This window comes from Candidatus Symbiopectobacterium sp. NZEC135, assembly GCF_025962695.1.
The window spans coordinates 1-24,367 of record NZ_JAGFPF010000017.1 but is presented as its reverse complement, the minus strand read 5'-3'; the positions used below and the strand labels follow the sequence as shown (position 1 = coordinate 24,367).

The following is a 24,367-nucleotide window of genomic DNA, read 5'->3' as shown; positions in this document are numbered from 1 at the left end:
CTTACCCTTGACGTTGACGAAGAATGGTTTGTTCATAATGGCGTACCTGTTGCAGCCATTCGCTGCCCGGCGTCACATCGTGGCGCTGGCAGTAGTGTTCCCACACGGCTTGCCACGGCAGCGATTTTTGCTCTTCAAGCAGTGCAAGACGCGCGGTGTAGTCGCCCTCTTGTTCCAACTGGCGCAGTTGCTCTGTGGGTTCCAGCAGGGCGCGCAGCAGCGCCTTTTTCATGTTGCGCGTGCCGATAACCCAGGCGGCAACGCGGTTGATGGAGGCATCAAAGAAATCGAGGCCGATATGCACGCGGTCGAACAGGTTGTGGCGCACGATCTCATGGGCGATAGCTTGCGTTTCGTCGTCCAACAGCACCACGTGATCGCTATCCCAGCGTACCGGGCGGCTGACGTGCAGTAACAGGCGCGGTACGTACAACATGGCGCTGGAGATCTTGTCGGAGATCACTTCCGTTGGGTGGAAGTGGCCTGCATCAAGGCACAGCGCGGTGCCGCGACTGGTGGCGTAGCCAAGATAGAATTCGTTGGAGCCCACGGTGAAGCTCTCTGCGCCGATGCCGAACAGCTTGCTTTCGACCGCATCAATGTGGTGCTGCGCATCCAGCGGCTCGGCAATCACTTCATCCAACGCGTTTAACAGGCGCTGGCGAAATGCCAGACGATCGATGGTGAGGTCTTTCATGCCGTCTGGTACCCAGATGTTCATCACGGAAGGCGTGCCGAGTTCGCGGCCAAAATAGGCGGAGATGCGGCGACTGGCCTGACAGTGTTCAATCCAGAAACGGCGCACGCTCTCATCCGGGTGGGAGAGGGTGAAGCCGTCGCTGCTGAGCGGGTGCGAGAAACAGGTAGGGTTAAAATCTAGCCCCAAATGCTGTTCTTTGGCCCAGTCCACCCAGCGGCTGAAGTGTTTCGGTTCGATGGCGTTACGTGCGACAGGTTCATCGGACTCCAGATAAATCGCATGCAGGTTCAGACGCTTCGGCCCCGGAATCAGGCGGAAAGCCTGTTCCAGATCGGCGCGCAGTTCATCGGCGCTGCGCGCTTTGCCCGGATGGTTGCCGGTCGCGGCAATACCGCCGGTGAGTGCGCCCGCGGACTGCTCGAAACCCACCACATCGTCCCCCTGCCAGCAATGCATGGAGACGGGGATGTTATCCAGTTGCTTCAGGGCAGCCTCGGCATCAACGTTGAGCGCGGCATAGCGCGCCTTGGCCAACTGCCAGGCCGATTCAATGGCGGTATTCATACGGTAAGCTCCTCAGTGGCGTGGCACAGCGCCTCAAAACGGCGCCAGTGTCCGGCAAAATCGTCAATAGAACGCGGGATAAAACGGTGTAATGGGAAGCTCTGCGCCAGTTGCTGGCGAAAAGCGGTAAGATCGGGGACGGCGTCAAGCGCCATCAATTGGCAGCCGATATTGCCGAGCGTCGAGGCTTCCACCGGGCCCGCCAACACCGGTATCTGGCAGACATCGGCGCAGAGTTGGTTGAGAAACGCGTTCTGACACCCGCCGCCCACAATGTGTAACTGGCGTAACGGTGTGCCGCGCAGTTCTCCTAACTCCAGCAGGACGCGACGGTACAGTAGCGCCAGGCTGTCAAAGATGCAGCGGGCGAACTCGGCTTGGCTAACGGGCTCACTTTGCTGGTGCTCGCGGCAGAAATCGCGAATGGCCTCACACATCGATGGCGGATTGATAAATCGTTCGTCATTCGGATTGATTAAACGCGTGAACGGCGGTAATGCGCTGGCATCGCGGATCAATGCGGGTAAATCGGTAACGTTCATCTCCAGCGCCACGCGTTGCAGTAACCACATGCCCATGATGTTTTTCAGGACGCGGTAGGTGCCGTTGATGCCGCCTTCGTTAGTGACATTCGCCGCCAGCGCACGCGTATCGTGGTAGGGCACATCACTTTCAATGCCCATCAGCGACCAGGTGCCGGAGCTGAGGTAGGCGCTGTCGCCTTCAGTCAGCGGCGCGGCCACCACGGCGCTGCCGGTGTCGTGTGTGGCAACGGTAATCACCGGTATGGCATCGCCTGTCGGGGCGGTCCAGGCACCGAGCGTTTTTCCGGGTTGTGCTGGGGTACTGAACCATCTGGCGGGTAGATCGAGCCACGCCAGCAGCGACGCATCCCAGTTTTTGGTGTGCAAATTGAGCAGTTGAGTGGTGCTGGCGTTGGTGTATTCACAGCCGAGGCTACCGGTAAGACGGTAGTGGAGATAGTCCGGGATCATCAGAAAATGGGCAATGCTGTCGATGTTGCCGGGGTTGGCGTTGCGCCAGGCTTTCAACTGATACAGGGTATTGAATGGCAAAAACTGAATGCCCGTCAGATGATAGATATGCTCGGCACCCAGTTCCGCAATGGCTTGCGCCATCACGCCATCGGTGCGGTGATCGCGGTAGGCATAGGGCAGATCGACGCGTTCTCCGGCAGCATCCAGCAGTACGTAATCCACACCCCAGCTATCGATGCCGATGCTGTCAGGGCGGATGCCGCTGTCGGTGATGCGATGCAAGCCAGTGAGAATTTCCTGTTCCAGCGCATCCAGATCCCACAGATGGTGCCCGTCCCGTTCTACCAGGCGGTTGGTAAACCGATGGATCTCTTTGAGCGCCAGTTGCCTGTTCTCGACTTGCCATGTTGCCAGCATGACCCGGCCACTGGAGGCACCTAAATCCACTGCGACAATATTTTTCACCGCCATTGCCGTTCCTCTTTCACTGATTCATGTTGCGCAGTGTAAAGCGCCGGCAAGCGCGTCGCCTTCCCGTGAATGCCATAGGACAGAGCGGGTTGGCAAAATGGCAAAGCTGGCCGTGAAAGGCGTCACACTTCGTTGATATCAGTGCGCGTTATTTCGTGCCTGTTGCTCCTGTGATCCTACCCACACTTCCGTGAATTGGCGGTGAAATCTTTGAAAAATGACGTCACCCTGAAAACCAAGCGTCGGGATTTGAAGGTGAAATCTCAGCGGGGTAGGTAGGCTGTTTTCTATCGATGTTTGCAGTGTTGCAAAGCAGAAAAACAGGGGGCTTGAAATGACGTTGCTACAAGGTGATGAGTTTTTCGTTTCTCGCTCAGTGACCGTTGCCGTGGAGCCGCGTGCGCCGCAACAGGCGTTTCCTGAGCATTATCATGATTTCTGGGAAATCGTGCTGGTGGAGCAGGGGGCGGGCGTGCATGTTTTCAACGACCAGCCGTTTGCGTTATGCAGCGGTGCAGTGTTCTTTATCCGCGATAACGATCGCCACCTGTTCGAAGACGTTGACGGCCTGTTCCTGACCAATGTGCTCTATCGTTCGCCGCGCGGTTTTCGCTTTTTGTCGGATATTGCGTCCTTCCTGCCCTACGGGCCCAACGGTGAGTGGCAAGGACAGTGGCAGGTCAATGCGCCGACCATGCAGCAGTTGAAAGGATTGCTGGAGCGCCTGTCGCTGTTAGCCCAGCGCGACACGCCGGAAGATATCGCCGCCAGCGAAAGCGTGTTTTTGCAAATTCTGGTGTTATTGCGCCAAAAATGTTTCCAGACTCAGAGTCTGGAGGGCGATCGCCACGGGGTGCAGGCGCTGCTCGGTTGGCTGCAAAACAATTACTGTGAAGAGGTGAACTGGGGGGCATTGTCCGATCGCTTTGCGCTGCCGTTGCGTACCCTGCACCGGCAATTGAAGCAGAATACCGGCATGACGCCACAGCGCTATCTCAACCGTTTACGCTTGCTGGAAGCGCGCCGTCGCTTGCAGCAGAGCGATGAATCGATTACGACCATTGCGCATGCGTGCGGTTTCAGCGACAGTAATCACTTTTCCACGCAGTTTCGCAAGGCGTTCTCTGTGGCACCCAAATCCGTACGTCAGCATACGGGGAGTGCTGCGGAATAACACAACGCCAGTGCGGGTGAGGTGAGTGTGACCATGACGCGCGGTTTGAAGCTGCAAACGGAAGACTATTTCCTTACCGATAAACAGGCGGTACGGGTGGCAGAGCGTCACCCTCAGCCTGACTTTCCTCTGCATCATCATGATTTCGAAGAGTTAGTCATCGTGTGGCGCGGCAACGGTCTGCACCTGTGGAACGACGTGCCCTATCGCATTACGCGTGGCGATCTGTTCTACGTCAGCGCCAACGATCGCCACAGCTATGAGTCGGTAAACGATCTGGAATTGGACAATATCCTGTTTGTTCGCGATCGACTGACGCTGCCCGCAGACTGGCATAACCTGCTGCCGGGAGGGGATGTGCCGCAGTCTCAGCGTTACTGGTGCCTGGGTTCGGCGGGTATGGATACGTTGCGTGACAAGGTGGATGATTTGGCTCAGGAGTGCATGAAGTCAGACACGCTGTCGTTGCAGCTTAGCGAAGTCTTGTTGTTGCAGATTGCGCTGTTGGCGCTGCGTTACCGCCATTTACCCGATAGCCCACAACTGGCCGATGCGCACCAGTTGGATCTGCTGATGCTGGCGCTGAGAGCCAGTATCGGCAGCCCCTTCCGTTTTGATGCATTTTGTCAGCAGCATGACTTTAGCGTGCGCGGCTTGGGGGCGCGCTTTAAGCAGGAAACCGGGATGAGCGTGGCCCAATACCTGCGCCAACTGCGGTTGTGCAAAGCGATGGAGCTGTTGCGTTATGACAGGCAGACCATTGGTGAAGTGGCGGCGCAGTGCGGTTTTGACGACAGTAACTACTTCTCGGTGGTGTTCCATCAGGCGCAGGGCATATCACCCAGCGCCTATCGCCAGCGCTTTCTGGCAGGATGAACGGGTAAACTCAGCGAGTAACCTCGTCCACATCCGGTGCGTGGGTAATACGGTTACGCAGATCGCGGCGCACAATTTCCACCAGCCAGAAGCAGAACATGTGGCCGAAAATTTCGGAGAAGTGTTCAGCGAACGGCTGATCCCACGGTGCCGGCACGGTGCCCATCAGCGGCAGCAGGAAGACGTGGAACACCACGTGCAGCACCAGACCATACAGCGCACCTTGCCACAGTTTAATTTTCGGCCACACTTCTGCCACCACGCAATAGATCACCGCGAACGTGATGGAGAAGCCGAAGTGCATGATAAAGCTCATGATCGGGCGAGGGTTGCCGTTGTACAGATAGCTCAGGTGAGACATATCGAAAGACATGCCCATTTGCTGCAACAGTTGCTGCGGCGGGTTGGTCAGGTCACGCAGGGGCGTACGCGGCGGGAAGGGGATCTCCCAGCCAAATTTAGCCAGGGCGCAGACCACACCCGCAATGAGCCCCACCAGCAGTGCCACCAGAATTTTATCCCTTGTGGTGCGTAGTTGCATTTCTCTTTCTCCTTTAATAACGGATTTTTACCGCTGTTTATTTCTAAAAATGGCGTAAAACGCCATAGACAATAGCGTTATAAGTAGGTGATTTGAGTGGATAATACGCCTGAAGGGATTTATTTTCTAACGTGAAATAAAAGCGAGGTTTACATAACTCGTTGTTTTATAGGTAAAACACCAATATTACATAATATTTGATTATGTAAGTATTATTGACCATGTGACATTATCTTGTTGTTATGACTGAATATTGTTGCGTCTTTTGCGAGCGGTGGTGCAATGTTGGCGGGGTGTTACAGGCCGCTTCGGCGGCGTTTGCCTCCAAGCGACATACCGAGGTAGCGCATGGTCAACCCGTAGTTGATATTCCCAATGCCCCACATGGCACCGAACAAAAACACCGGCAGCAGGGTAGAAAAACTGAATGAACCGAAATAGCCCCAAAAATCGGGCAGCAACAGGGCGCTGATGCTCCAGGGTAAAATAATCCAGGAGAAGAAACCGCCCAATGACCACATGGTTTCCCATGACCAGTGACGGACCTTTTTGAACGGGGCATAGAAACAGGCCGCGCTGGCAGCACCGACAAAATGCCAGAAAAGCCCGAGAAGAATTGCGCTATTCATAGAACCCTCTTGTTTTCATTCTAATCAGAGTAGGAGTACGTGTAGGAACGCATCGTAGGGGATGGTTCGATAGAGCAAGTGTAAAAAGTGAACGAGGGGGCGACCTTCCGCTCCATGCCACTACCAGCACGTCACACGGCAAGATGCGAAAGGTGAATGCCACTGGCGTCACAAAAATAACCAAAGGAAAGAATGAAATAGCGTTTCAAGTGGAAGGGCGTTTAAGCATTGACGAAGCACGGCACGCTCGGGTTATTCTACGGGTTTGGGGTCCCCCTCGGGCTGAAAGTGGAGTAAAGCAACGTGAAAATTACGGATGTCAAAACCATCCTGGCGAATCGCTACCTGTTTGTCGAAATTCACACGGACGACGGTCTTGTCGGGATCGGTGAATCAGGTACATGGGGGTTTCTGGATGCCTCCATGGGGGCGGTGGAAGCGCTAAAAACCTATCTGATCGGGCAAGATCCGCTGCGCATTGAGCATCACTGGCAGTATATGTACCGTTGTTGGCATTTTCGCGGTGCGGCTATCATGGGAGCGATCAGCGCCATCGACATCGCGCTGTGGGATATTGCGGGCAAATTCTACGACACTCCCGTCTACAACTTGCTGGGCGGTCGCTGCCGCGACAAGGCGCGGGTCTATGCCCATGCCGGTGGTAAAACCACGGAAGAGACCATCGCCAATCTGAAAAAGATGAAAGCGCAAGGCTTTACCGCGATTGGGCACCTGACGCCGTTTCTGGATGAGTCGCGCGGCGATCCCTATTTCATCACCCATGCGAAAGAAATCGGCGAAGCCATCGAACGCATTGGCGCTTATCGCGAAGCGGTGGGGAATGATGTCGATCTCTGTATCGAAGTCCATCGCCGCCTGAAACCACACGATGCGATTGTGTTTGCACAGGGTATCGCACCTTATCTGCCTTACTTTATTGAAGATCCGATCGGAGCGGATAACTTTGATTCGATGGCGCAGGTCGCAGACAAAATCAACGTGCCGATTGCCACCGGCGAACGTCTGAACAACCTGCAAGAGTTTGCCATGCTGATCAAGCGCAATGCGGTCTCCTACGTGCGGCCAGACGTGTGCATGTGCGGAGGCATCACCGGCGCGAAGAAAATCGCAGCGCTGGCCGAAGCGCATGACTTGATGGTGGTTCCGCATAACCCGCTCAGCCCGGTCTCTACGGCCGCTTGCTTGCAAATTGCGGTGAGCATCCCCAACTTTGCTCTGCTGGAGTATCCCGGCGACGATCAACCGGCGCTGTCGGAGAAATTTGGTGCCACCGGCGTGGAAAATGGCGTATTGAAGCGGGATGTGGTCAAGAGCACCTTCAAGTGCGTTGACGGTTTTATGGAGATCCCCACGGCGCCGGGCATTGGCATCGAACTGGCGGATGATGTGGCAGAAAAATATCCCTACCGTCGACGTCCGCTGAAAACGCGTCTGCATGTAGATGGTTCGGTGGTCGATCAGTAAACTGTGCGTTTTGCCGTCGCGTGCCCATTACACGACGGTGGTTATTCACCTGCAAAAAGAAGAACTATGGAACGTTTTATTGAAAACCTGATGTACACCTCGCGTTGGCTGCTGGCCCCGATCTATCTGGGACTGTCGCTTGGGTTGCTGGCGCTGATGCTCAAATTTTTCCAGGAAGTGTTTCACATTCTGCCAAGCGTCTTTGCATTGGCAGAGGCCGATTTGATCCTGGTGTTGCTGTCGCTGATTGATATGACGCTGGTGGGCGGCCTGTTGGTGATGGTGATGCTGTCTGGCTATGAGAACTTTGTCTCGACGCTGAACATTGATGAGGATCGGGAGAAACTGAGCTGGCTTGGCAAAATGGACTCTGGCTCACTCAAGAATAAAGTCGCGGCATCGATCGTCGCCATCTCTTCCATCCATTTGCTGCGCGTGTTTATGGATGCGCGCAACACGCCGGATAACAAGCTGATGTGGTATGTGATTATCCACCTGACGTTTGTGCTGTCGGCGTTTCTGATGGGCTATCTGGATAAAGCCACGCGCCACGAAAAGAAGTGAGGTTAACGGTACGCCTACTCTGGCGTACCGCTCCATTTACTGCGGGGTAGCGGCTTGCGCCAGCCATTCCGGCAGGTCATTTAATCCCATCGCCTGACGCACCAGCACCGGTTTTACCCCCGGCAGGCGGTTTGCCAGCGTCAGGCCAATATCACGCAGCAGTTTTTTCGCCGGGTTCTCTCCGTTAAACAGTTCCCTGAACCCTTGCATGCTGGCTAACATCAGCGCGGCACTGTGCTTGCGCTGGCGTTCATAGCGTCGCAGGTAGAGGTGTTGCCCGAAATCCTTACCTTGCCCCTGTAAGCGTTTGATTTCGGCGATAAGCGTAGCGACATCCATAAATCCGAGGTTGACGCCCTGTCCGGCGAGCGGGTGGATGGTGTGTGCCGCATCGCCCACCAGCGCCAGCCGATGCGCGGCAAAGCTGCGCGCATAGCGCCCGGTTAACGGGTGTGTTTGCCGGGCACTGAGGGTGGTACACCGCCCAAGATGCGTGTCAAAGGCGATCGCCAGTTGCTGGTCGAAAGCCTCCCCGGGCAGCGCCAGCATGGCGTCGGCCTGCAACGGTGGCAGCGACCAGACAATCGAGCACAGGTTTGCCTCCGCTAACGGCAGAAATGCCAGAATGCCATCGCCGTGAAACACTTGGCGCGCCACGCCCTCGTGTGGGCGTTCGGTGCGCACGGTTGCTACCAGCGCGTGATGGCCGTAATCCCAGAACGTCAGAGGAATATCGGCTTGCTGACGTAGCCAGGAGTGGGCGCCGTCTGCGCCGACCACCAAGCGCGCTGTGAGCATGGTGCCATCGTCCAGCGTGATAAACGCTTCGTTCTCGCCCCAGGCCACCTGCTGCAATACCGCCGGTGCTATCAGGGTAATGTCTTTTGCTTTCTCGGCTCGCTGCCACAGGGCGCGTTGAATGACATCGTTTTCGATAATGTGGCCGAGGCGGGAAAAACCATAGGCCTCGCCCTCGAAATGGATATTGCCGAAGCTGTCTTTGTCCCACACATACATGCCGTTATAGGGGCTGATGCGTTCGGCTTCGATCGCTTGCCAGACATCGAGATGACGCAGCAGGCATTCGCTGGCCGCGTTAATGGCGGAGACGCGTAGCGCATAAGCCCCGTCTGCTGCCGTCTGTGGCGGCGTGCGCTGTTCCAGAACGGCGATGCGCAGCCCGGACTGTTGTAGCCCACAGGCCAGTGCCAGACCCACCATGCCGCCGCCCGCGATAACCACATCAAATGATTGCATAAGCCCTGTTTCCTGTTGCTTGCATTAACGACTGACCCAACCCAACGTGCGGCGCGCAAAGGTATCACGCACGGGCGCAACGGTATTCATGGTCATCAAACCCAGATTGCGGCCCACTTCCAGTGGGGTAATGCTGTTGGCGAACAGACGTACCAGACCGTCTGTTAGCGCGATGGTCGCCTGCTGATCGGGTTCTCGGCGCTGGGCGTAGCGGCTCAGCACGCGATAGCTGCCAGTATCTTCCTGATGTGCGGCGGCCTGTGTCAGGGTTTCTGCCAGCGACATCACGTCGCGTAGCCCAAGGTTGAATCCTTGTCCGGCAATCGGGTGCAGCGTTTGCGCCGCATTGCCCACCAGCGCCACACGATGCGCGATATGACGTGCCGCCGTCACCAATCGCAGCGGGTAGGTGTGACGTTCGCCGATGTGGGTAATCGCGCCCAATCGCCAGCCAAAGGCGCGTTGCAGCGCCGCGCGGCATTCGGCCTCGCTCCAGGCGGCCACCTGAGCCTGATGTGATAACGGGTGGCACCATACCAGTGAACTGCGTCCACCGCGCATTGGCAACAGGGCCAACGGGCCGTCAGGGGTAAAGCGCTCAAAGGCTTTGCCCGCGTGAGGCAGTTGGGTGCGGATGTTGGCAATAACGGCAAACTGCGGATACTCCTCGGTCTGCCACTGCATACCGCAGGCCTGCGCCAGCGCGGAGGAAGAGCCGTCTGCCGCCACCAACAGCTGCCCGTGCAGCGTACTGCCGTCATCCAGTTGCAGGGTGGCCTGTTCTTTACTGCGTTCAACGTGTACGACCTTGCGCGGACAGTGCACGCGCACGCCCGGTGCATTGTGGAGTAACCGAAACAGCGCTTGCCCAACCTGATGGAGTTCTACCACGTAACCCAACGCGGCGGTGCGATAATCACTGGCCTGCATGTTGACCACGCCGGCGTGGCCGCGATCGCTGACGTGCACTGAGGTGATGGGTTCCGCGTCACTGGCGATAGCTTGCCAGACACCGATACGCTTGAGCTGCTGCACGGTGCCTTCCGCCAGTGCGATAGCGCGGGCGTCGAAGCCGGGATGTGCGCTGTCCAGCGGTGAGTGTGCTTCAATCACCTCGACGGGAAGGGTACCGCCGGAAAGGGCGGAAATGGCCAGCGCCAGCGTTGCGCCCGCCATGCCTGCGCCGACTATCAGGATTGTCATCGCGATTATCTCGCAACCTGGCGTGCGGCACGGGCCTGTGCCATCAACGCTTCAATGTCGTCGGCGTCTTTTACGACGCCCGCCGTCAGTACGTCGTTACCGCTGTCAGTAATCACAATGTCATCCTCGATACGGATACCGATGCCGCGATACTCATGGGGCACTTTGGCGTCTGGCGCGATATAGAGCCCCGGTTCGACCGTGAGCACCATGCCGGGTTCCAACAAACGGCTGCGTTCTGACGCGCCGTAATCGCCAACATCGTGCACGTCCAATCCCAGCCAATGGCTGAGTCCGTGCATATAGAACGCGCGGTGCGCCTGTTCGGCGATCAGTTCATCGACGCTACCTTTCAGCACGCCGAGTTTAACCAACCCGTCGACCATGATACGAATCACTTGCTCATTCACTTCACGAATGCTGACACCGGGCTTAAACAGCGTCAGTGCTTTGCGCTGTGACGCCAGCACAATGTCGTAAATCGCGCGCTGTGGGGCGCTGAATTTGCCGCTCACCGGGAAGGTCCGCGTGATATCACCGGCATAGCCCTGATATTCGCAGCCCGCGTCAATCAGCACTAAATCGCCCTCGCGCATTCGCCGTTCGTTTTCGGTGTAGTGCAGAATGCAGCCGTTATCACCGCTGCCGACAATGGTGTTATACGACGGATAGCGCGCACCGTGGCGGGTAAATTCATGATGAATTTCCCCTTCCAACTGGTATTCGTACATGTCGGGTTCGCAGGTTGTCATGGCGCGGGTATGGGCTTTGGCGGTGATCTCTCCGGCCCGGCGCATCAGCTCCAGCTCTTTCGGGGATTTAAACAGGCGCATCTCGTGCACCCAGGGGCGCCAGTCGGTCAGCGTCGGCGGTGCGATGAGCCCCTGACGCGTGCCGTTTCGCAGCGTTTCCAGCGCGTTAAACAGCAGGCGGTCCGCGTACTCGTACAGCCCCTGAGCGTGATAAATCACGTCCAGTCCGTTGAGCAGCAGGTGCAATTGCGCATTGATATCGCTAAAGGGCAGCGCGCGATCGACATTCAAGCGCGACGGGGCCGCTTCCTGCCCCAGACGGCGTCCAAACCAGATTTCCGCCGTGACATCGCGCACGCGGTTGAACAGGACGGTGTGGTGATGGTGCTCATCGCTTTTTACCAGTAACAGCACCGCTTCCGGCTCGTTAAACCCGGTGAAGTACCAGAAATCGCTGTTCTGGCGATAAGGGTACTCACTGTCAGCGCTGCGCGTGGCTTCCGGTGCGGCAAAAAAGATCGCTGCGCTGGCGGGAGCCATTTTTTCCAGCAACTGCTGGCGGCGGCGAGTATATTCCTGACCAAAAGCGTCTTGTTGAATCATCACCTGCTCCTGTGTGATGCGCATTCGGTAATTCCCCTCCTGCGTGGGAACCCCTGCGGGTAAGGGTGGATGCGCGATTAATGTAGCGTTGGTTTTTTCTTCTCCGGTGCGGTCTGTACCGGGCGTGTATATTCACTGTGGCAGAGAATGGCGGACACTCTGACGTATTCGATGATCTCTTCTAGTGATTGCGCCAGTTCTTCCTGATCTTCATCTTCGTCATAACCGAGCTGGGCAATATTGCGCAAATCGTCGATGGCTTCTTTCAGTTCGCCCTGTGCCTTGTTCAGACGTGGCTGAACGACGCCTAGTCCGAGCAGAAAGTGATTGACCCAACCGGCCAGCGCGTCGGCGCGATCAAACACGCTTACTGTCGTGTTGTCGTCATCCGGCAGCAGCAGTTGAAATTCAAATCCACTCTCTTCCAGCGCTTCTTTGGTGACCTGATACAGCGTTTGCAGGGGCTGAGAAACCAGGTGAGAAAACGCCAGACCATCGTTTGTCAGCTCGTGTAACAACGTTTTCCAACTGTCATCGGTGTTGCCCCCGCACAGGATACCGCTGATAAGCCCGTGCATTTCCGCTGCCGTCAGTGCAACTTGTTGCTGTGTCAGGAGCGCGTCTAGGGTTTCATAGCCGGGATACGTGGTTTCTATGGACATGTGCTTTGTTCATCGTTGGCGGGTTGGTATCGTGTTATGCTACCACCAAGCTCGGCTGCTATGCCAGAAAGGGCTTGTTTCTTCTATGTTGAGTTATTATAGTGGCGCCCGCGTGAAGGGGCTGTCACCAGTCCGTGATATGAATTTTTTCTGCGGCGCAGAAAACGAAATGAGGCAGGAAAGGGGCATGTCTGCACAACCAGTAGATATTCAAATCTTTGGCCGTTCGTTAAGAGTCAATTGTCCGCCGGAACAACAGGAAGCGTTGAATCAGGCTGCGGAAGATCTTAACCAGCGGTTGCAGGATCTCAAAGTGCGCACACGCGTAACCAACACGGAACAATTGGTGTTTATCGCTGCACTGAACGTATGCCATGAGTTGGCGCAAGAGCGCCTGAAAACGCGCGATTACGCAGCAAATATGGAGCAGCGCATCCGTATGTTGCAGCAGACCATCGAGCAGGCCTTGCTGGAGCAAGGGCGCATAACCGATCGTCAGGGCACGCCTTTCGAGTGAGTCGAAAAAGTCTAGCGTTTTGGTTTTTTACATTGATTTTTGTTAGTTGACCGATGTTTTTCGCTATAAAGCGTGATAGAGTTACTGACGAGTAAAGAATAAAATTTCTCTGAGGTGTTTGTCTGCGGGTCAGTCCCCTGAGCCGATATTTCAAACCAACAGAATGTAACGCTCCGCAACCGGTGAGCATGCTCGGTTCGTCCGAGAAGCCTTATGGTTGCGACGGTATGTTCACCTTGAACCAAGGGTTCAAGGGTTACCACCTGCGGCGGCATCTCGGAGATCCCTTCTCTCCTTTCTTTTCCCTGTTATTGCCTATGACTTCTGCGTCCATGCCCATTTCGCCACAGCAACAGCGTCAGGCCATGCGCGACCGCGTGCGTCAGTTGCGCCGTGCGCTCACGCAGGAACAACAAGCCCGGTTTGCCCAGCAGATTGCTGAACGTGCGTTGGAACAACCTGAAGTGCAGCAGGCACAGCGGATTGCGCTGTTTTTGTCGTTTGACGGTGAGCTGGATACCCAGCCGTTGATTGCCCATCTGTGGCAGCAGGGAAAGGCGGTGTATCTGCCGGTACTGCACCCGTTTTCGCCGGGGCATTTGCTGTTTTTACACTACGACGCGCAGACACCGCTGGTGAAGAATCGCCTGAAGATCTTTGAGCCACGTCTGGATGTGCGCCGCGTGTTGCCGCTCATCCAACTCGATGTGCTGTTTACGCCGTTGGTGGCGTTCGATGCGCAGGGACAACGTCTGGGCATGGGCGGTGGGTTTTATGACCGAACCTTACAGCGCTGGCAACAGCGGGGGCCATACCCGATTGGCTTGGCCCATGATTGCCAGCAGGTCGATGCCATCCCGAACGAAGCGTGGGACATCCCGTTGCCCGCCATTCTGACCCCCTCTCGCCGCTGGCAGTGGTAATCCGTCGTTGATTAGAGCGTCGGCGTATCCGGCCCGCCAGACGTGCGGTGCGACAGCATTTGCTGTACCAGTTCTACGCAGCGCAGGAAGCGCGAATCATAATCTGATTCGGTCACGTGTACGTAAGGGGCGTTATTCTTCACCAGCATGGTTTTGAGCAGCGTTTGGAACGCACTGCGTGCGGTACTGCTACCCAGGCTACGTAAACCATCTGCGACCCACGGCGTATTGTTTTCCAACAGGATCACCAGATCAAACCGGTATTCGTCAATCAACGCCTGAACAAAGGGGTGTTCGCGCCCTTCATACTGCTTGCAAAATGCCTGGGTGGTGATGAAGTCGGTGTCGATAAAGGCCACTTTGTTGGCATATTTCACAGCAAAATCAATATATTGAGCTTGCCCTAACGCGATTTTGTCGTAATCGGAATATTGCAGCGCCATCTCATCGCCGCCCAGATGGGAAAAGACATAATCCCGGCCAAACTCCCAGGCGCTGGTGGTGTTGAAAATATTGGCGAGCTTGTTGACCAGCGTCGATTTACCGCTGGATTCACCGCCGAGAATGGCAACGGTGCGCACGAAAAAGGGCTTCACTTCGGTGGGAATATAGTCCCAATAGCGGAACGGATCGTGACGGATCTGTGCACCGCTGATGTTCATAAATGAGCGTTCCGGGTCAACCAACACCGCGTCGATGCCTAACTGTTCGCGATACTGCGGGGCATCTTTGGCTTCGCTGGTATAGACAAAGTTGGGTTCAATCGCCTTCTCTTGCATAAAGGCCTTGATACCGCGACTCCAAATATCCCAGCCGTGCGGGTAAGGCTCCATGCCTTCTTCGTTAAAGGCGTGAATGCGGATATTCTTCTGATATTTAAAGGTTTGTAACAGCCAACGCAGACGATCGCTCACGGTGGGCTGCTGCGACATGGCGCTGTGCTCAAACAGCAGGCGGTCGCGTGATTCGTCGTAACCCAGGATCACATGCAATTCATCAACCTGACTACAGGCGCGCTGGATCAGGTAGATATGGCCGGTATGCAGCGGATAAAACTTGCCGAACACCACCCCGATGGTTTTGTCGTGGCGGGGAAATTCCAGTTCCAGAAAGCGGTGCAGCGCTTCCAGCTTTTGAGCGCTGGGGTTTTTGATCTTGGCATTCAGCAACTGGCTGAGATAGCCCTTGGTCATATCGGTTGCATCGGCAACCTGCTGAAGGGTACACCCTTTCTTGCGGATGGCGGGTTTCAGGTAATCAAAAGATGACATTGTCAGGCACTCTTGGTTTAGCACGTGTGTTTAGCATGCTAAACCAAGATACCACAAGCTTTCTCAACCTGCGCGCATGTTCCCGACGGTTGGGCGTTAAAGATCGTCGAGGATCGCCAGTGCGTCAGTCAGCTTTTTCACGCCAAACACCTGCATGTTGGCGGGTGGGCGTTTGGGCGCATTAGCATGCGGGACGATGGCGCGCTTGAAGCCGTGCTTGGCCGCTTCGGAAATACGTTCTTGACCGCTGGGCACTGGCCTTATTTCACCGGAGAGCCCCACTTCGCCGAACACCACCAGATCCTGCGGCAGCGGCCTGTCGCGCAGGCTTGAGACCAACGACAGCAGCAGTGCCAGATCGGCGCTGGTTTCAGTGACTTTTACGCCACCCACCACGTTCACGAACACATCCTGATCCGCCATTTGCAGTCCACCGTGGCGGTGTAGCACGGCCAGCAGGAGTGCCAGTCGGTTCTGTTCCAGACCGACGGCAACGCGACGTGGGTTGGCCATCATCGAGTGATCGACCAGCGCCTGAATCTCTACCAGCAGCGGGCGTGTGCCTTCCCACACCACCATCACGGAGCTGCCGGACATGACTTCATCCCCCCGGCTGAGGAAAATGGCGGAGGGGTTGCTAACTTCGCGCAATCCCTGCTCGGTCATGGCGAACACCCCCAATTCGTTGACGGCGCCGAAACGGTTTTTGTGGCTGCGCAGGGTGCGAAAACGGGAATCTGCATCACCGTCGAGCAGCACGGAGCAGTCAATGCAGTGCTCCAGCACCTTGGGACCCGCCAATGAACCATCTTTGGTGACGTGGCCCACCATCACGATAGCGACACCGCGGGTTTTGGCAAAACGGGTGAGGTAGGCGGCGGTTTCCCGCACCTGTGCCACGCTGCCGGGTGAGGATTGGATATCGGCCAGATGCATCACCTGAATCGAGTCGATCACCATTAGCCTGGGCTGCTCCTGCTCGGCAATCAGGCAGATTTGCTCAATGCTGGTTTCGGACAGCATGTTGAGATGCTGGGTCGGCAGGCCCAAGCGGTGCGCGCGCATCGCTACCTGTTGTAGCGACTCTTCCCCGGTGACGTACAGGGTTTTCATCTGCTCGGAGAGTTTGCACAAGGTTTGCAGCAGCAGGGTACTTTTCCCCGCGCCGGGGTTGCCCCCGATCAGAATGGCGCTGCCGGGGACCACGCCGCCGCCCAACACGCGATCGAACTCGCTAAAGCCGGTGGAAAAACGCGGCAGCGCTTCCAGGCTGATGTCAGAGAGCTTTTGTACCCGGCTGATGCCTTCATGGTCGCCCGCATAGCCGGTACGGCGATCGGTGCGGGACGTCGCGGCGGCGGCCAGTCGCACTTCGGTAATGGTGTTCCAGGCGTTACAGGCACTGCATTGGCCCTGCCAGCGCGGGTAATCAGCACCACATTCGTTGCAAACGAAGGCGCGTTTAACGGCTTTTGCCACGGTTCACCTCACTGCTGTTAGCGTTTTTCGTGCCGCAGGCTGCCGCTCAGCACGCACATAACGCCGGTTAAATCGGCGTGGCGGATACTGACGGGGGCCTGTTCATTCACTTTGGGTTTGGCATGATAGGCGATGCCGAGCCCGGATGCCTTGATCATCACCAGATCGTTGGCCCCGTCACCGATGGCAATGGTCTGCTCTTCGGGGATCTCCAACTGTTCCGCCAGTTGGCGCAGGGTTTTGGCTTTATATTTTGCATCGACGATCGGGCCTACCACTTCACCGGTCAACTTACCGTCGCGCAGGCCCATTTCGTTAGCCACTGCTGCCACCAGGCCAAGTTTCTCTTTCAAATGATCGGCGAAATAGGTAAAGCCGCCAGACGCAATGGCGACGTGCCAGCCCGCAGCCTGTAACTGCTCGACCATGTAGGTCAGCCCCGGCATTAGCGGCAGATTTTTACGCACTTTTTGCAGGATATCGGCATCGGCTCCCTTCAGGGTGCTCACGCGCTCGCGCAGACTGGCAGCGAAATCCAGCTCACCGCGCATCGCCCGTTCGGTGATCGCCGCCACCTTCTCTCCGGTGCCGGCCAGTTTGGCGATTTCATCAATGCATTCAATCTGAATGGCGGTGGAATCCATGTCCATCACCAGCAAACCGGGCGCGCGCAGCGTCGGCGTGTTGCACATCGGGGCCACATCCATCCCCAGTTCATGAGCCAGTTTGGTGGCGCGTGGCGTGAGCGAACCGGCCAAACGCACCACCTGATAATCTTCCACATTCCAGGCGCTGACGATCACCATCGCTGCACCGAGCTTGCGCTGGTAACGCGAGAGCAAATTTTTATCGAGTACGTCGCCGTAGAGCAGCCAGCCGGTGTCCCCCGCGCGGTAGTCGAGCGGCATCACTTCATCACCGCTGAGTGATAACGGCAGTCCCGGCCAACAGTTAATCTCGTTAGGGAGATCGCGGTAGGTCTGACTATTCGGCATGGGGCATCCTCTTCTGGCAAAAATAGCGCGTACTGACGCGGGTAAACATAACAGAACATCACTCAGAAAACAGGGCAACAAGCTATCCTATCGCTATCGCTTCTGGCAACATGAAAGTATGCAAATCGCTCAGGGATTCTCATGGTCCACACCCGGTTAAAATTCCGCTTACACCGCACCGCTATTGTACTGATATGCCTGGCGCTGCTGGTTGCCCTGATGCAGGGGGCGTCCTATTTCAGCCTGAGTCATCAAATGGCGCGTTCCGAGCAGGTTGAAGACATTGCGCGCACGCTGGCGCGGCAGGTTGCATTCAGCCTGACACCGCTGATGGAAAGCAACGATGATAACAGCCAGAAAATCAGTACGATGCTGGCGCAATTAACGCAAAATAGCCGCATTCTGGACGCGGCACTCTATCAGCAGGACGGTTCATTGATTGCCCGAACTGGAGAAGAGGTTGTGGTACGCGATCGGCTGGCGCTGGATGGCAAGCGGGTGGGGAGTTATTTCAACCACCAAATCGTGCAGCCCATCAACGGCAAGGATGGCCCGATCGGGTTTCTGCGCATGACGCTCGATACTCACGTGTTGGCGACCGAAGCCAAGCAGGTCGATAACACCACCAATATCTTGCGTCTGATGATTCTGTTGGCATTAGCGATCGGCATTATTCTGGCCCGCACGCTGTTGCAGCACCGTCGCAGCCGCTGGCAGCAGTCGCCCTATCTCCTCACCGCCAGTACGCCGATAAAAGAGGATGATGAACGCGCGCCAACCGCATCAACGGAAAAAACGGATAGGCCTGATTAGCCTGACGCAGTGATACCCAGTCCGCTAACGACACGGCATACTCGTCTTACCGTTGAGCTAGCGCCTTTCTCGTCCGCGCGGGAACAAGATTAACGTTTGCGCGCCACGATAAACAGGCGCGGGAATGCCAGCAGGCGTTTGCCGTTGGCGTGTGGCGGGTAGGCGGTTTCCAACTGTTGGCGATAGCTATCAAGGAAGGCGGCCTGTTCGGCATCATCAAGCGGTGCCAGGAAAGGGCGCAGGCCGGTAGCGCGCAGCCAATCGACAATCGCCTGAGCGTCGTCCATCGGGTGATAGTAGGTGGTGCGCCACAGATCGACGTCGCAACCGGCATTCGTCAGCAGATCGTAATAAGCGCTGCTGGTAAGCAGGCGTTGGCGCACACTGGCGGTATCGCCAATTTTCTCGTGCCAGCGTCCCTGTTCGGCCACCGCACGCATCAGTCGGTGGCTAGGCTCGTCCAGATTATCCGGCATCTGTACCGCCAGCATGCCCCCTTGCGCTAACTGCCGTGCCAGGTGCGGAAATAACTGTGCGTGCTCCGGCACCCATTGCAACGAAGCGTTGGCATAAATCACATCCTGTGGCTGTGCGGGCTGCCAGGTGGCGATATCCGCTAGCTCAAACTGTTGTTGCGGCAGACGTTCGCGCGCTTGCGCCAGCATGGCTGCCGAGCTATCAACGCCGGTCACCGCCGCGTGCGGCCACGCCTGCGCTAATAGCTCAGTGCTGTTACCCGGCCCGCAGCCCAGATCGCTGACAGTGTTGGGATTCGAATGGGCAATGCGTGCAACCAGTTCCTGTGCAGGGCGGGTGCGTTCATTGGCAAAGCGTAAATAGAGTGCGGGGTTCCAATCGTTCATCGTTGCTCCTGATGGGTAGCAGAGGCGGCAGGGTGAAAACAGCATGCCAGATTTCTTTCTCCGGTGCTTGCGGGGATACATTGCCTTTTATTTCCAGCGTATTGCGCGAATATGCGCCGATTGATTGTGTCTCACCCACAAATCAGGGAAAATACCCGGCTAATACGTTTTTTTCCCACTTTGCCTGACGCGAACATCCTGATGCCGATGCTCTCGCCGGGTGGTTAACATAAGAAACCTGAAAATCATGTCTCCAAGTGAATACGCCCGCGAAGTTGCGAAACGCAGAACGTTCGCCATTATCTCCCACCCCGATGCCGGTAAAACCACCATTACCGAGAAGGTACTGCTGTTCGGACAGGCCATTCAGACCGCCGGGACGGTGAAAGGGCGCGGCTCGAACCAGCACGCTAAGTCAGACTGGATGGAGATGGAAAAGCAGCGTGGTATCTCTATCACCACGTCCGTGATGCAGTTCCCGTATCGGGAGGCGCTGGTCAATCTGCTGGATACCCCGGGGCACGAAGACTTCTCCGAAGATACTTACCGCACGTTGACGGCAGTGGACTGCTGCCTGATGGTGATCGATGCGGCAAAAGGCGTGGAAGATCGTACCCGTAAGCTGATGGAAGTGACGCGTCTGCGTGATACGCCGATCCTGACGTTCATGAACAAGCTTGACCGCGATATCCGCGATCCGATGGAAGTGCTGGATGAGGTCGAGAGTGAGCTGAAAATCGACTGTGCGCCGATCACCTGGCCGATTGGCTGCGGCAAGCTGTTCAAGGGCGTTTACCACCTGTACAAAGACGAAACCTACCTTTACCAGACCGGGAAGGGCCACACTATTCAGGAAGTGCGTATTGTCAAAGGGCTAAATAACCCGGATCTGGATAAAGCCGTCGGTGAAGATCTGGCTGCACAGCTGCGTGAGGAACTGGAGTTGGTGCAGGGCGCTTCTCATGAGTTTGAGCTGGAGGCTTTCCTGTCTGGTGCCTTGACGCCGGTGTTCTTTGGCACCGCGCTGGGCAACTTCGGTGTCGACCATATGCTGGATGGACTGGTCGCCTGGGCTCCTGCGCCGATGCCGCGCAATACGGATACCCGCACCGTGACCGCGCAGGAAGAGAAATTCACGGGTTTCGTGTTCAAGATTCAGGCGAACATGGACCCGAAACACCGTGACCGCGTCGCCTTTATGCGCGTGGTATCCGGCAAGTATGAAAAGAGCATGAAGCTGCGTCAGGTGCGTACCGGCAAGGATGTGGTTATTTCCGATGCGCTGACCTTTATGGCGGGTGATCGTTCCCATGTGGAAGAAGCATTCCCCGGCGATATCATTGGGTTGCACAACCACGGCACCATCCAGATTGGTGATACCTTTACCCAAGGTGAAGAGATGAAATTCACCGGTATCCCGAACTTTGCGCCGGAACTGTTCCGCCGTATCCGTCTGCGCGATCCGTTAAAGCAGAAACAGTTGCTTAAAGGGCTGGTGCAGCTTTCGGAAGAGGGCGCGGTGCAGGTGTTCCGCCCGCTGGCCAACAACGATTTGATTGTCGGGGCCGTGGGGGTGTTGCAGTTTGACGTGGTGGTGGCACGCTTGAAATCAGAGTACAACGTGGAAGCCATCTATGAATCGGTCAACGTCTCTACCGCGCGTTGGGTTGAGTGTGCCGATGCGAAGAAATTTGAAGAGTTCAAGCGTAAGAATGAATTGCATTTGGCGCTCGATGGTGGCGACAACCTGGCTTATGTGGCACCGACTATGGTGAACCTGAATTTGACGCAGGAACGCTACCCGGATGTCACTTTCTTCAAAACCCGCGAGCACTGATTTTTCGGCAACTGCGGTATAGTCGGTTAAAAAACCGGCGTTTAAAAGGATTCGGGCATAGCGTCCGGTTTTTTAAACGCCGGGTCTATTTTATTGTTATTTATCAAATTGTTGACTTGATTTTATTTGATTTCCTCCCGCCCTTTTTTCCCACGGACAAATCCGAAATGCCACCGAAAAGGGACTTTTCCTCCCTATTCCGCTAGGAATCGTCGTTCCATGCACTATAGTTAATATCGCGTTAACAATTAGTGAGTTTCACTGCTGGTGATAAACCATGTAGTGCGTTATATCGACTACTTGGTATTTGGCAACGTTAAACGCTTGGTTTTTGCTGAGTTGCATTGAGTGCCAACACCCGCGTGATTGATGTCCGCGTGGACCATAGCAAAAGGAAATAATCGATGAAAAACATCCTTAACGCAAAAACGATGATGGCTGTTGTACTGGGTAGCCTGCTGACGGCAGGCAATGCACTGGCAGAAGAGACGCTGGGGCAGAAAGTGCAGCAGGCCGCGACAACGACGGGCGCAAAAATTGACAGTTCTCTCCAGAAAGCCTCTGGCTATATGGATGACAGCACCATTACCGCCAAGGTGAAAAGTGCCCTGATGGATGATAAAGGAATCGAGAGCGGGGACATCTCCGTCTCCACCACCAAAGGCGTGGTTACGCTGACCGGCTTTGTCCCTAGCCAGGCGGTGGCAGCACAAGCTGTCGCGGTGGCGACCAAGACAGAAGGCGTGCAGTCGGTGAGTGACAAACTGCAAATCAAGGATAATGCCACTCAGTCAGTGGGTTCTTATACCGATGATGCAGTCATCACCAGCAGCATCAAGGCCAAACTGCTGGCTGATAAAATCGTGCCGTCGCGCCACGTGAAAGTGGAAACCCAGGAAGGGGTGGTGCAACTGAGCGGTAACGTGAAAAACACTGCGCAATCAGCGCGCGCAGAGAGTATTGCTAAGGCAGTATCCGGTGTGAAAAGCGTTAAAAACGATCTGACTGTCACCCATTAACGGGCCTATACCCTAAATAATTCGAGTTGCAGGACAAAACGTTCTCGTTTTGTCCTGCAGCTTGAAGTACGACGGGTATATCGGCCTTTAATGCTCACGTAGTCGGCGGAGGGTAACCTCCGCCATCCTCACGCCAATTAGCACGTGGTGTCGTAAGCATCAAACACAGGTGGAAACGCAGCGGTATGCGTAATTAACCTCAGGATGAGCGCCACTCACCCTCATTAAGGTAAGGAGAGCGTATGTTTCGTTGGGGCATTATTTTTCTGGTGATCGCACTGATTGCGGCGGCGTTGGGATTCGGCGGACTGGCAGGTACCGCAGCGGGGGCGGCCAAAATTGTCTTTATTGTCGGGATTATCCTGTTTTTGATCAGTCTGTTTGCGGGACGTAAGCGACCCTAACTATACCCGTCATACTTCGAGTTACAGGTGCGTTGGCTGCGTTCACTCACCCGAATCACTTACCTGAGTAAGCTCATCGGGATGAATGAACCTCATCCCTGAGGTTCACCCTACGGGCCAGCGCAGGCGCTGTTCAAATTTGTTCCAGACAAATTTGTCTTTCACTTGCCGCCTTCCTGTAACTCGAATTATTTAGGGTATAGAAGTACCACAATCGCCATTTGTCTGAAATGTTAGCCTGCGCACGGGGTGTTAACGAAAATCAATCTGAACCATAATAAGATTGTCATCGTCACCCCGCATACTGTTTGCGATGCTTGCTGAACGTTGGTGTGATTACGGTGCGGTTTGTTCGGGAGGTTCGTGATGAATAGCGATATCGTGGTAGGTCGATGGAAGCAGTTGAGAGGGAACTTCTGGGCGCTGTGGGCCGAGTGGTTTGACAGCGATTGTGCCTGGCTGGAAAGTAACAATGATTATCTCGCCGGTATCTTGCAGGAAGATTACGGTCTGCAAGAGGGCGATGAATTGTCTGATGCTGCAGTGCAGACGGGAAAAAGTTCGGCAACGCTGCACTGATTTAACGCTGTACTGATTTTACGTTGTGCTTGTTTAACGTTGCGCTAAGGCCGCGTTATACTAAGGCATGGATCGTTTCCTCAGACCGTTTTCCTTTATAGATACCCATTGTCACTTTGATTTTCCGCCGTTTGGCGAAAATGAAGTGGCAAGTATTGCGCTCGCCGCTACAGCCGGGGTAACGCATATCCTGGTGCCTGCGGTTGAGTCCCGTTATTTTGCGCGCATCACTGCGCTTTCTCACACTCACCCCGCGATTTTTGCTGCCCTTGGTTTGCATCCACTCTACGTTGCTCATCATCAGGACCACGATCTGGATCTGCTTGAACAGCAACTACGCCAACGCGATGACAGGCTGATCGCGGTAGGGGAAATCGGGCTGGATCTGTACATGCCTGAACCCCGTTTCGAACGCCAATGCGAACTTCTGGAAGCGCAACTGGCGCTGGCAAAGCGCTATGACTTGCCGGTGATGCTGCACTCCCGACGCACGCACGATCGTTTGGCGCAGTTATTGCGCCGTATTGATGTGCCGCGCAAAGGTGTGGTGCACGGATTTGCTGGCAGTGAGCAGCAGGCGCTGGCCTTTATCAAATTGGGATACTGCATTGGTGTCGGTGGCACCATTACCTATCCACGCGCCAACAAAACCCGTCAGGCGATTTCTCGCCTTCCTCTCGATAGCCTGTTGCTGGAAACTGATGCGCCCGATATGCCGCTCAATGGTTTTCAGGGGCAACCCAATCGCCCCGAGCGTGCGGCAAATGTGTTTCACACCCTGTGTGAGTTGCGCACAGAGCCGCCGGAGGTGATAGCGGATGCGCTGTATCGCAACACCTGTCGCCTGTTTACCTTGCCCGGCATTGACGCTAACGGTGGGGTAGCAAGCGCCGTTTCTCAAAGCGAGAAATAGCAATACCTTATCGCTACTCTCGTTAATAGTGCAAAAAATCGACGCTCTGCACCGTTATCGATCTTCTTCCCTGCACCGCTACATCGCGCGGTTGCTCGCAAACGCGCTGCGCGCATGGCCAATGGATAGCGATTTATTATTGCTCAATACGCAACAACGGCAGCGGCGCAGCGGTTTCTCGTTTTGAGAAAGCAACTATCTTAAATCAGTAACAAGCTGGTAACCCGGTTGGCGTCACTCTTGCAAAAACACCCTGAACCAGGATGAACGATGAT

General features: G+C 55.7%; 23 protein-coding genes, 1 other RNA gene and 1 pseudogene. 13 read left to right on the top strand and 12 right to left on the bottom strand.

From position 1 onward, the window contains the following. Position 1 precedes the first annotated feature (1 nt). Complete coding sequence (locus J5224_RS11000; protein ID WP_264625422.1) at positions 2-1,264, bottom strand: L-rhamnose isomerase; 1,263 nt, start codon at positions 1,262-1,264, stop codon at positions 2-4. Beyond that, positions 1,261-2,733: a rhamnulokinase gene (gene rhaB / locus J5224_RS10995; protein ID WP_264625421.1), complete on the bottom strand. Its 1,473-nt coding sequence runs from the start codon at positions 2,731-2,733 to the stop codon at positions 1,261-1,263. The genes J5224_RS11000 and rhaB overlap by 4 nt, the downstream gene beginning before the upstream one ends. A 334-nt stretch (positions 2,734-3,067) precedes the next feature. Here rhaB and rhaS point away from each other — a divergent pair, with 334 nt between their 5' ends. Together rhaS and J5224_RS10985 are read left to right on the top strand one after the other, a co-directional pair. After that, positions 3,068-3,907, top strand: a complete 840-nt coding sequence (rhaS, locus tag J5224_RS10990) for an HTH-type transcriptional activator RhaS (RefSeq protein ID WP_264625420.1) — start codon at positions 3,068-3,070, stop codon at positions 3,905-3,907. A 33-nt stretch (positions 3,908-3,940) separates the two neighbouring features. After that, on the top strand, positions 3,941-4,783 hold the full coding sequence (locus J5224_RS10985; RefSeq protein ID WP_264625419.1) for a helix-turn-helix domain-containing protein: 843 nt from the start codon (positions 3,941-3,943) through the stop codon (positions 4,781-4,783). Between the two features lie 10 nt (positions 4,784-4,793). Here the strand turns inward: J5224_RS10985 and J5224_RS10980 are convergent, their stop codons facing one another. Beyond that, positions 4,794-5,324 (bottom strand): YagU family protein, encoded by a 531-nt coding sequence (locus J5224_RS10980; protein ID WP_264625418.1) that lies wholly within the window; start codon positions 5,322-5,324, stop codon positions 4,794-4,796. A 323-nt stretch (positions 5,325-5,647) separates the two neighbouring features. After that, a pseudogene (locus J5224_RS10975) lies at positions 5,648-5,953 on the bottom strand (L-rhamnose/proton symporter RhaT); the annotation flags it as partial. A gap of 303 nt (positions 5,954-6,256) precedes the next feature. Between J5224_RS10975 and dgoD the strand changes: the two are divergent. Together dgoD and J5224_RS10965 are read left to right on the top strand one after the other, a co-directional pair. Then, entirely contained in the window at positions 6,257-7,438 is a 1,182-nt protein-coding gene (gene dgoD / locus J5224_RS10970) for a galactonate dehydratase (RefSeq protein ID WP_264625417.1), read from the top strand. 66 nt (positions 7,439-7,504) lie between these two features. After that, on the top strand, positions 7,505-8,002 hold the full coding sequence (locus tag J5224_RS10965; RefSeq protein ID WP_264625416.1) for a TIGR00645 family protein: 498 nt from the start codon (positions 7,505-7,507) through the stop codon (positions 8,000-8,002). A 36-nt stretch (positions 8,003-8,038) separates the two neighbouring features. Here the strand turns inward: J5224_RS10965 and ubiI are convergent, their stop codons facing one another. From ubiI to J5224_RS10945, 4 genes are read right to left on the bottom strand one after another with little or no spacing between them, the layout of a single operon-like run. Then, positions 8,039-9,259 carry an FAD-dependent 2-octaprenylphenol hydroxylase gene (gene ubiI, locus J5224_RS10960; RefSeq protein ID WP_264625415.1) on the bottom strand — a complete coding sequence of 407 codons (1,221 nt, stop codon included), beginning with the start codon at positions 9,257-9,259 and terminating at the stop codon, positions 8,039-8,041. A gap of 24 nt (positions 9,260-9,283) precedes the next feature. Then, positions 9,284-10,462 (bottom strand): 2-octaprenyl-6-methoxyphenyl hydroxylase, encoded by a 1,179-nt coding sequence (gene ubiH / locus J5224_RS10955; RefSeq protein WP_264625414.1) that lies wholly within the window; start codon positions 10,460-10,462, stop codon positions 9,284-9,286. A 5-nt stretch (positions 10,463-10,467) separates the two neighbouring features. Continuing rightward, positions 10,468-11,841, bottom strand: a complete 1,374-nt coding sequence (gene pepP / locus J5224_RS10950; protein ID WP_264625413.1) for a Xaa-Pro aminopeptidase — start codon at positions 11,839-11,841, stop codon at positions 10,468-10,470. A 53-nt stretch (positions 11,842-11,894) separates the two neighbouring features. Further along, positions 11,895-12,479 carry a YecA family protein gene (locus J5224_RS10945; RefSeq protein ID WP_264625412.1) on the bottom strand — a complete coding sequence of 195 codons (585 nt, stop codon included), beginning with the start codon at positions 12,477-12,479 and terminating at the stop codon, positions 11,895-11,897. A gap of 187 nt (positions 12,480-12,666) precedes the next feature. Between J5224_RS10945 and zapA the strand changes: the two genes are divergently transcribed. The 3 genes from zapA to J5224_RS10930 all read left to right on the top strand — a co-directional run bounded on the left by zapA (position 12,667) and on the right by J5224_RS10930 (position 13,919). Continuing rightward, positions 12,667-12,996: a cell division protein ZapA gene (gene zapA / locus J5224_RS10940; protein WP_264625411.1), complete on the top strand. Its 330-nt coding sequence runs from the start codon at positions 12,667-12,669 to the stop codon at positions 12,994-12,996. Between the two features lie 103 nt (positions 12,997-13,099). Continuing rightward, positions 13,100-13,283: non-coding RNA, 6S RNA (gene ssrS, locus J5224_RS10935), on the top strand. A 30-nt stretch (positions 13,284-13,313) separates the two neighbouring features. Then, positions 13,314-13,919 carry a 5-formyltetrahydrofolate cyclo-ligase gene (locus J5224_RS10930; RefSeq protein WP_264625410.1) on the top strand — a complete coding sequence of 202 codons (606 nt, stop codon included), beginning with the start codon at positions 13,314-13,316 and terminating at the stop codon, positions 13,917-13,919. An 11-nt stretch (positions 13,920-13,930) separates the two neighbouring features. Here J5224_RS10930 and nadR read toward each other — a convergent pair whose 3' ends face one another. The 3 genes from nadR to serB all read right to left on the bottom strand — a co-directional run bounded on the left by nadR (position 13,931) and on the right by serB (position 17,664). After that, positions 13,931-15,190 (bottom strand): multifunctional transcriptional regulator/nicotinamide-nucleotide adenylyltransferase/ribosylnicotinamide kinase NadR, encoded by a 1,260-nt coding sequence (nadR, locus tag J5224_RS10925; protein ID WP_264625409.1) that lies wholly within the window; start codon positions 15,188-15,190, stop codon positions 13,931-13,933. Positions 15,191-15,286: 96 nt separating this feature from the next. Beyond that, positions 15,287-16,669, bottom strand: coding sequence for a DNA repair protein RadA (gene radA, locus J5224_RS10920; RefSeq protein ID WP_222159329.1), 1,383 nt, complete (start codon positions 16,667-16,669; stop codon positions 15,287-15,289). A 17-nt stretch (positions 16,670-16,686) separates the two neighbouring features. Continuing rightward, positions 16,687-17,664 carry a phosphoserine phosphatase gene (gene serB, locus J5224_RS10915; RefSeq protein ID WP_264625408.1) on the bottom strand — a complete coding sequence of 326 codons (978 nt, stop codon included), beginning with the start codon at positions 17,662-17,664 and terminating at the stop codon, positions 16,687-16,689. 141 nt (positions 17,665-17,805) lie between these two features. On the opposite strand from serB, the gene J5224_RS10910 reads away from it, so the two are divergent. Then, entirely contained in the window at positions 17,806-18,477 is a 672-nt protein-coding gene (locus J5224_RS10910; RefSeq protein ID WP_264625407.1) for a YtjB family periplasmic protein, read from the top strand. Positions 18,478-18,566: 89 nt separating this feature from the next. Here J5224_RS10910 and tam read toward each other — a convergent pair whose 3' ends face one another. Beyond that, on the bottom strand, positions 18,567-19,340 hold the full coding sequence (tam, locus tag J5224_RS10905; RefSeq protein WP_264625406.1) for a trans-aconitate 2-methyltransferase: 774 nt from the start codon (positions 19,338-19,340) through the stop codon (positions 18,567-18,569). 247 nt (positions 19,341-19,587) lie between these two features. Between tam and prfC the strand changes: the two genes are divergently transcribed. The 5 genes from prfC to J5224_RS10880 all read left to right on the top strand — a co-directional run bounded on the left by prfC (position 19,588) and on the right by J5224_RS10880 (position 24,092). Then, entirely contained in the window at positions 19,588-21,177 is a 1,590-nt protein-coding gene (gene prfC, locus J5224_RS10900) for a peptide chain release factor 3 (protein WP_222159332.1), read from the top strand. Between the two features lie 404 nt (positions 21,178-21,581). Beyond that, positions 21,582-22,196, top strand: a complete 615-nt coding sequence (gene osmY, locus J5224_RS10895; protein WP_264625405.1) for a molecular chaperone OsmY — start codon at positions 21,582-21,584, stop codon at positions 22,194-22,196. Positions 22,197-22,438: 242 nt separating this feature from the next. Next, positions 22,439-22,600 (top strand): DUF1328 domain-containing protein, encoded by a 162-nt coding sequence (locus tag J5224_RS10890; protein ID WP_195315711.1) that lies wholly within the window; start codon positions 22,439-22,441, stop codon positions 22,598-22,600. Between the two features lie 366 nt (positions 22,601-22,966). Further along, positions 22,967-23,179, top strand: a complete 213-nt coding sequence (locus J5224_RS10885) for a CsbD family protein (RefSeq protein ID WP_264625404.1) — start codon at positions 22,967-22,969, stop codon at positions 23,177-23,179. A 67-nt stretch (positions 23,180-23,246) separates the two neighbouring features. After that, on the top strand, positions 23,247-24,092 hold the full coding sequence (locus J5224_RS10880; protein ID WP_264625403.1) for a TatD family hydrolase: 846 nt from the start codon (positions 23,247-23,249) through the stop codon (positions 24,090-24,092). The last annotated feature ends 275 nt before the right edge of the window (positions 24,093-24,367 follow it).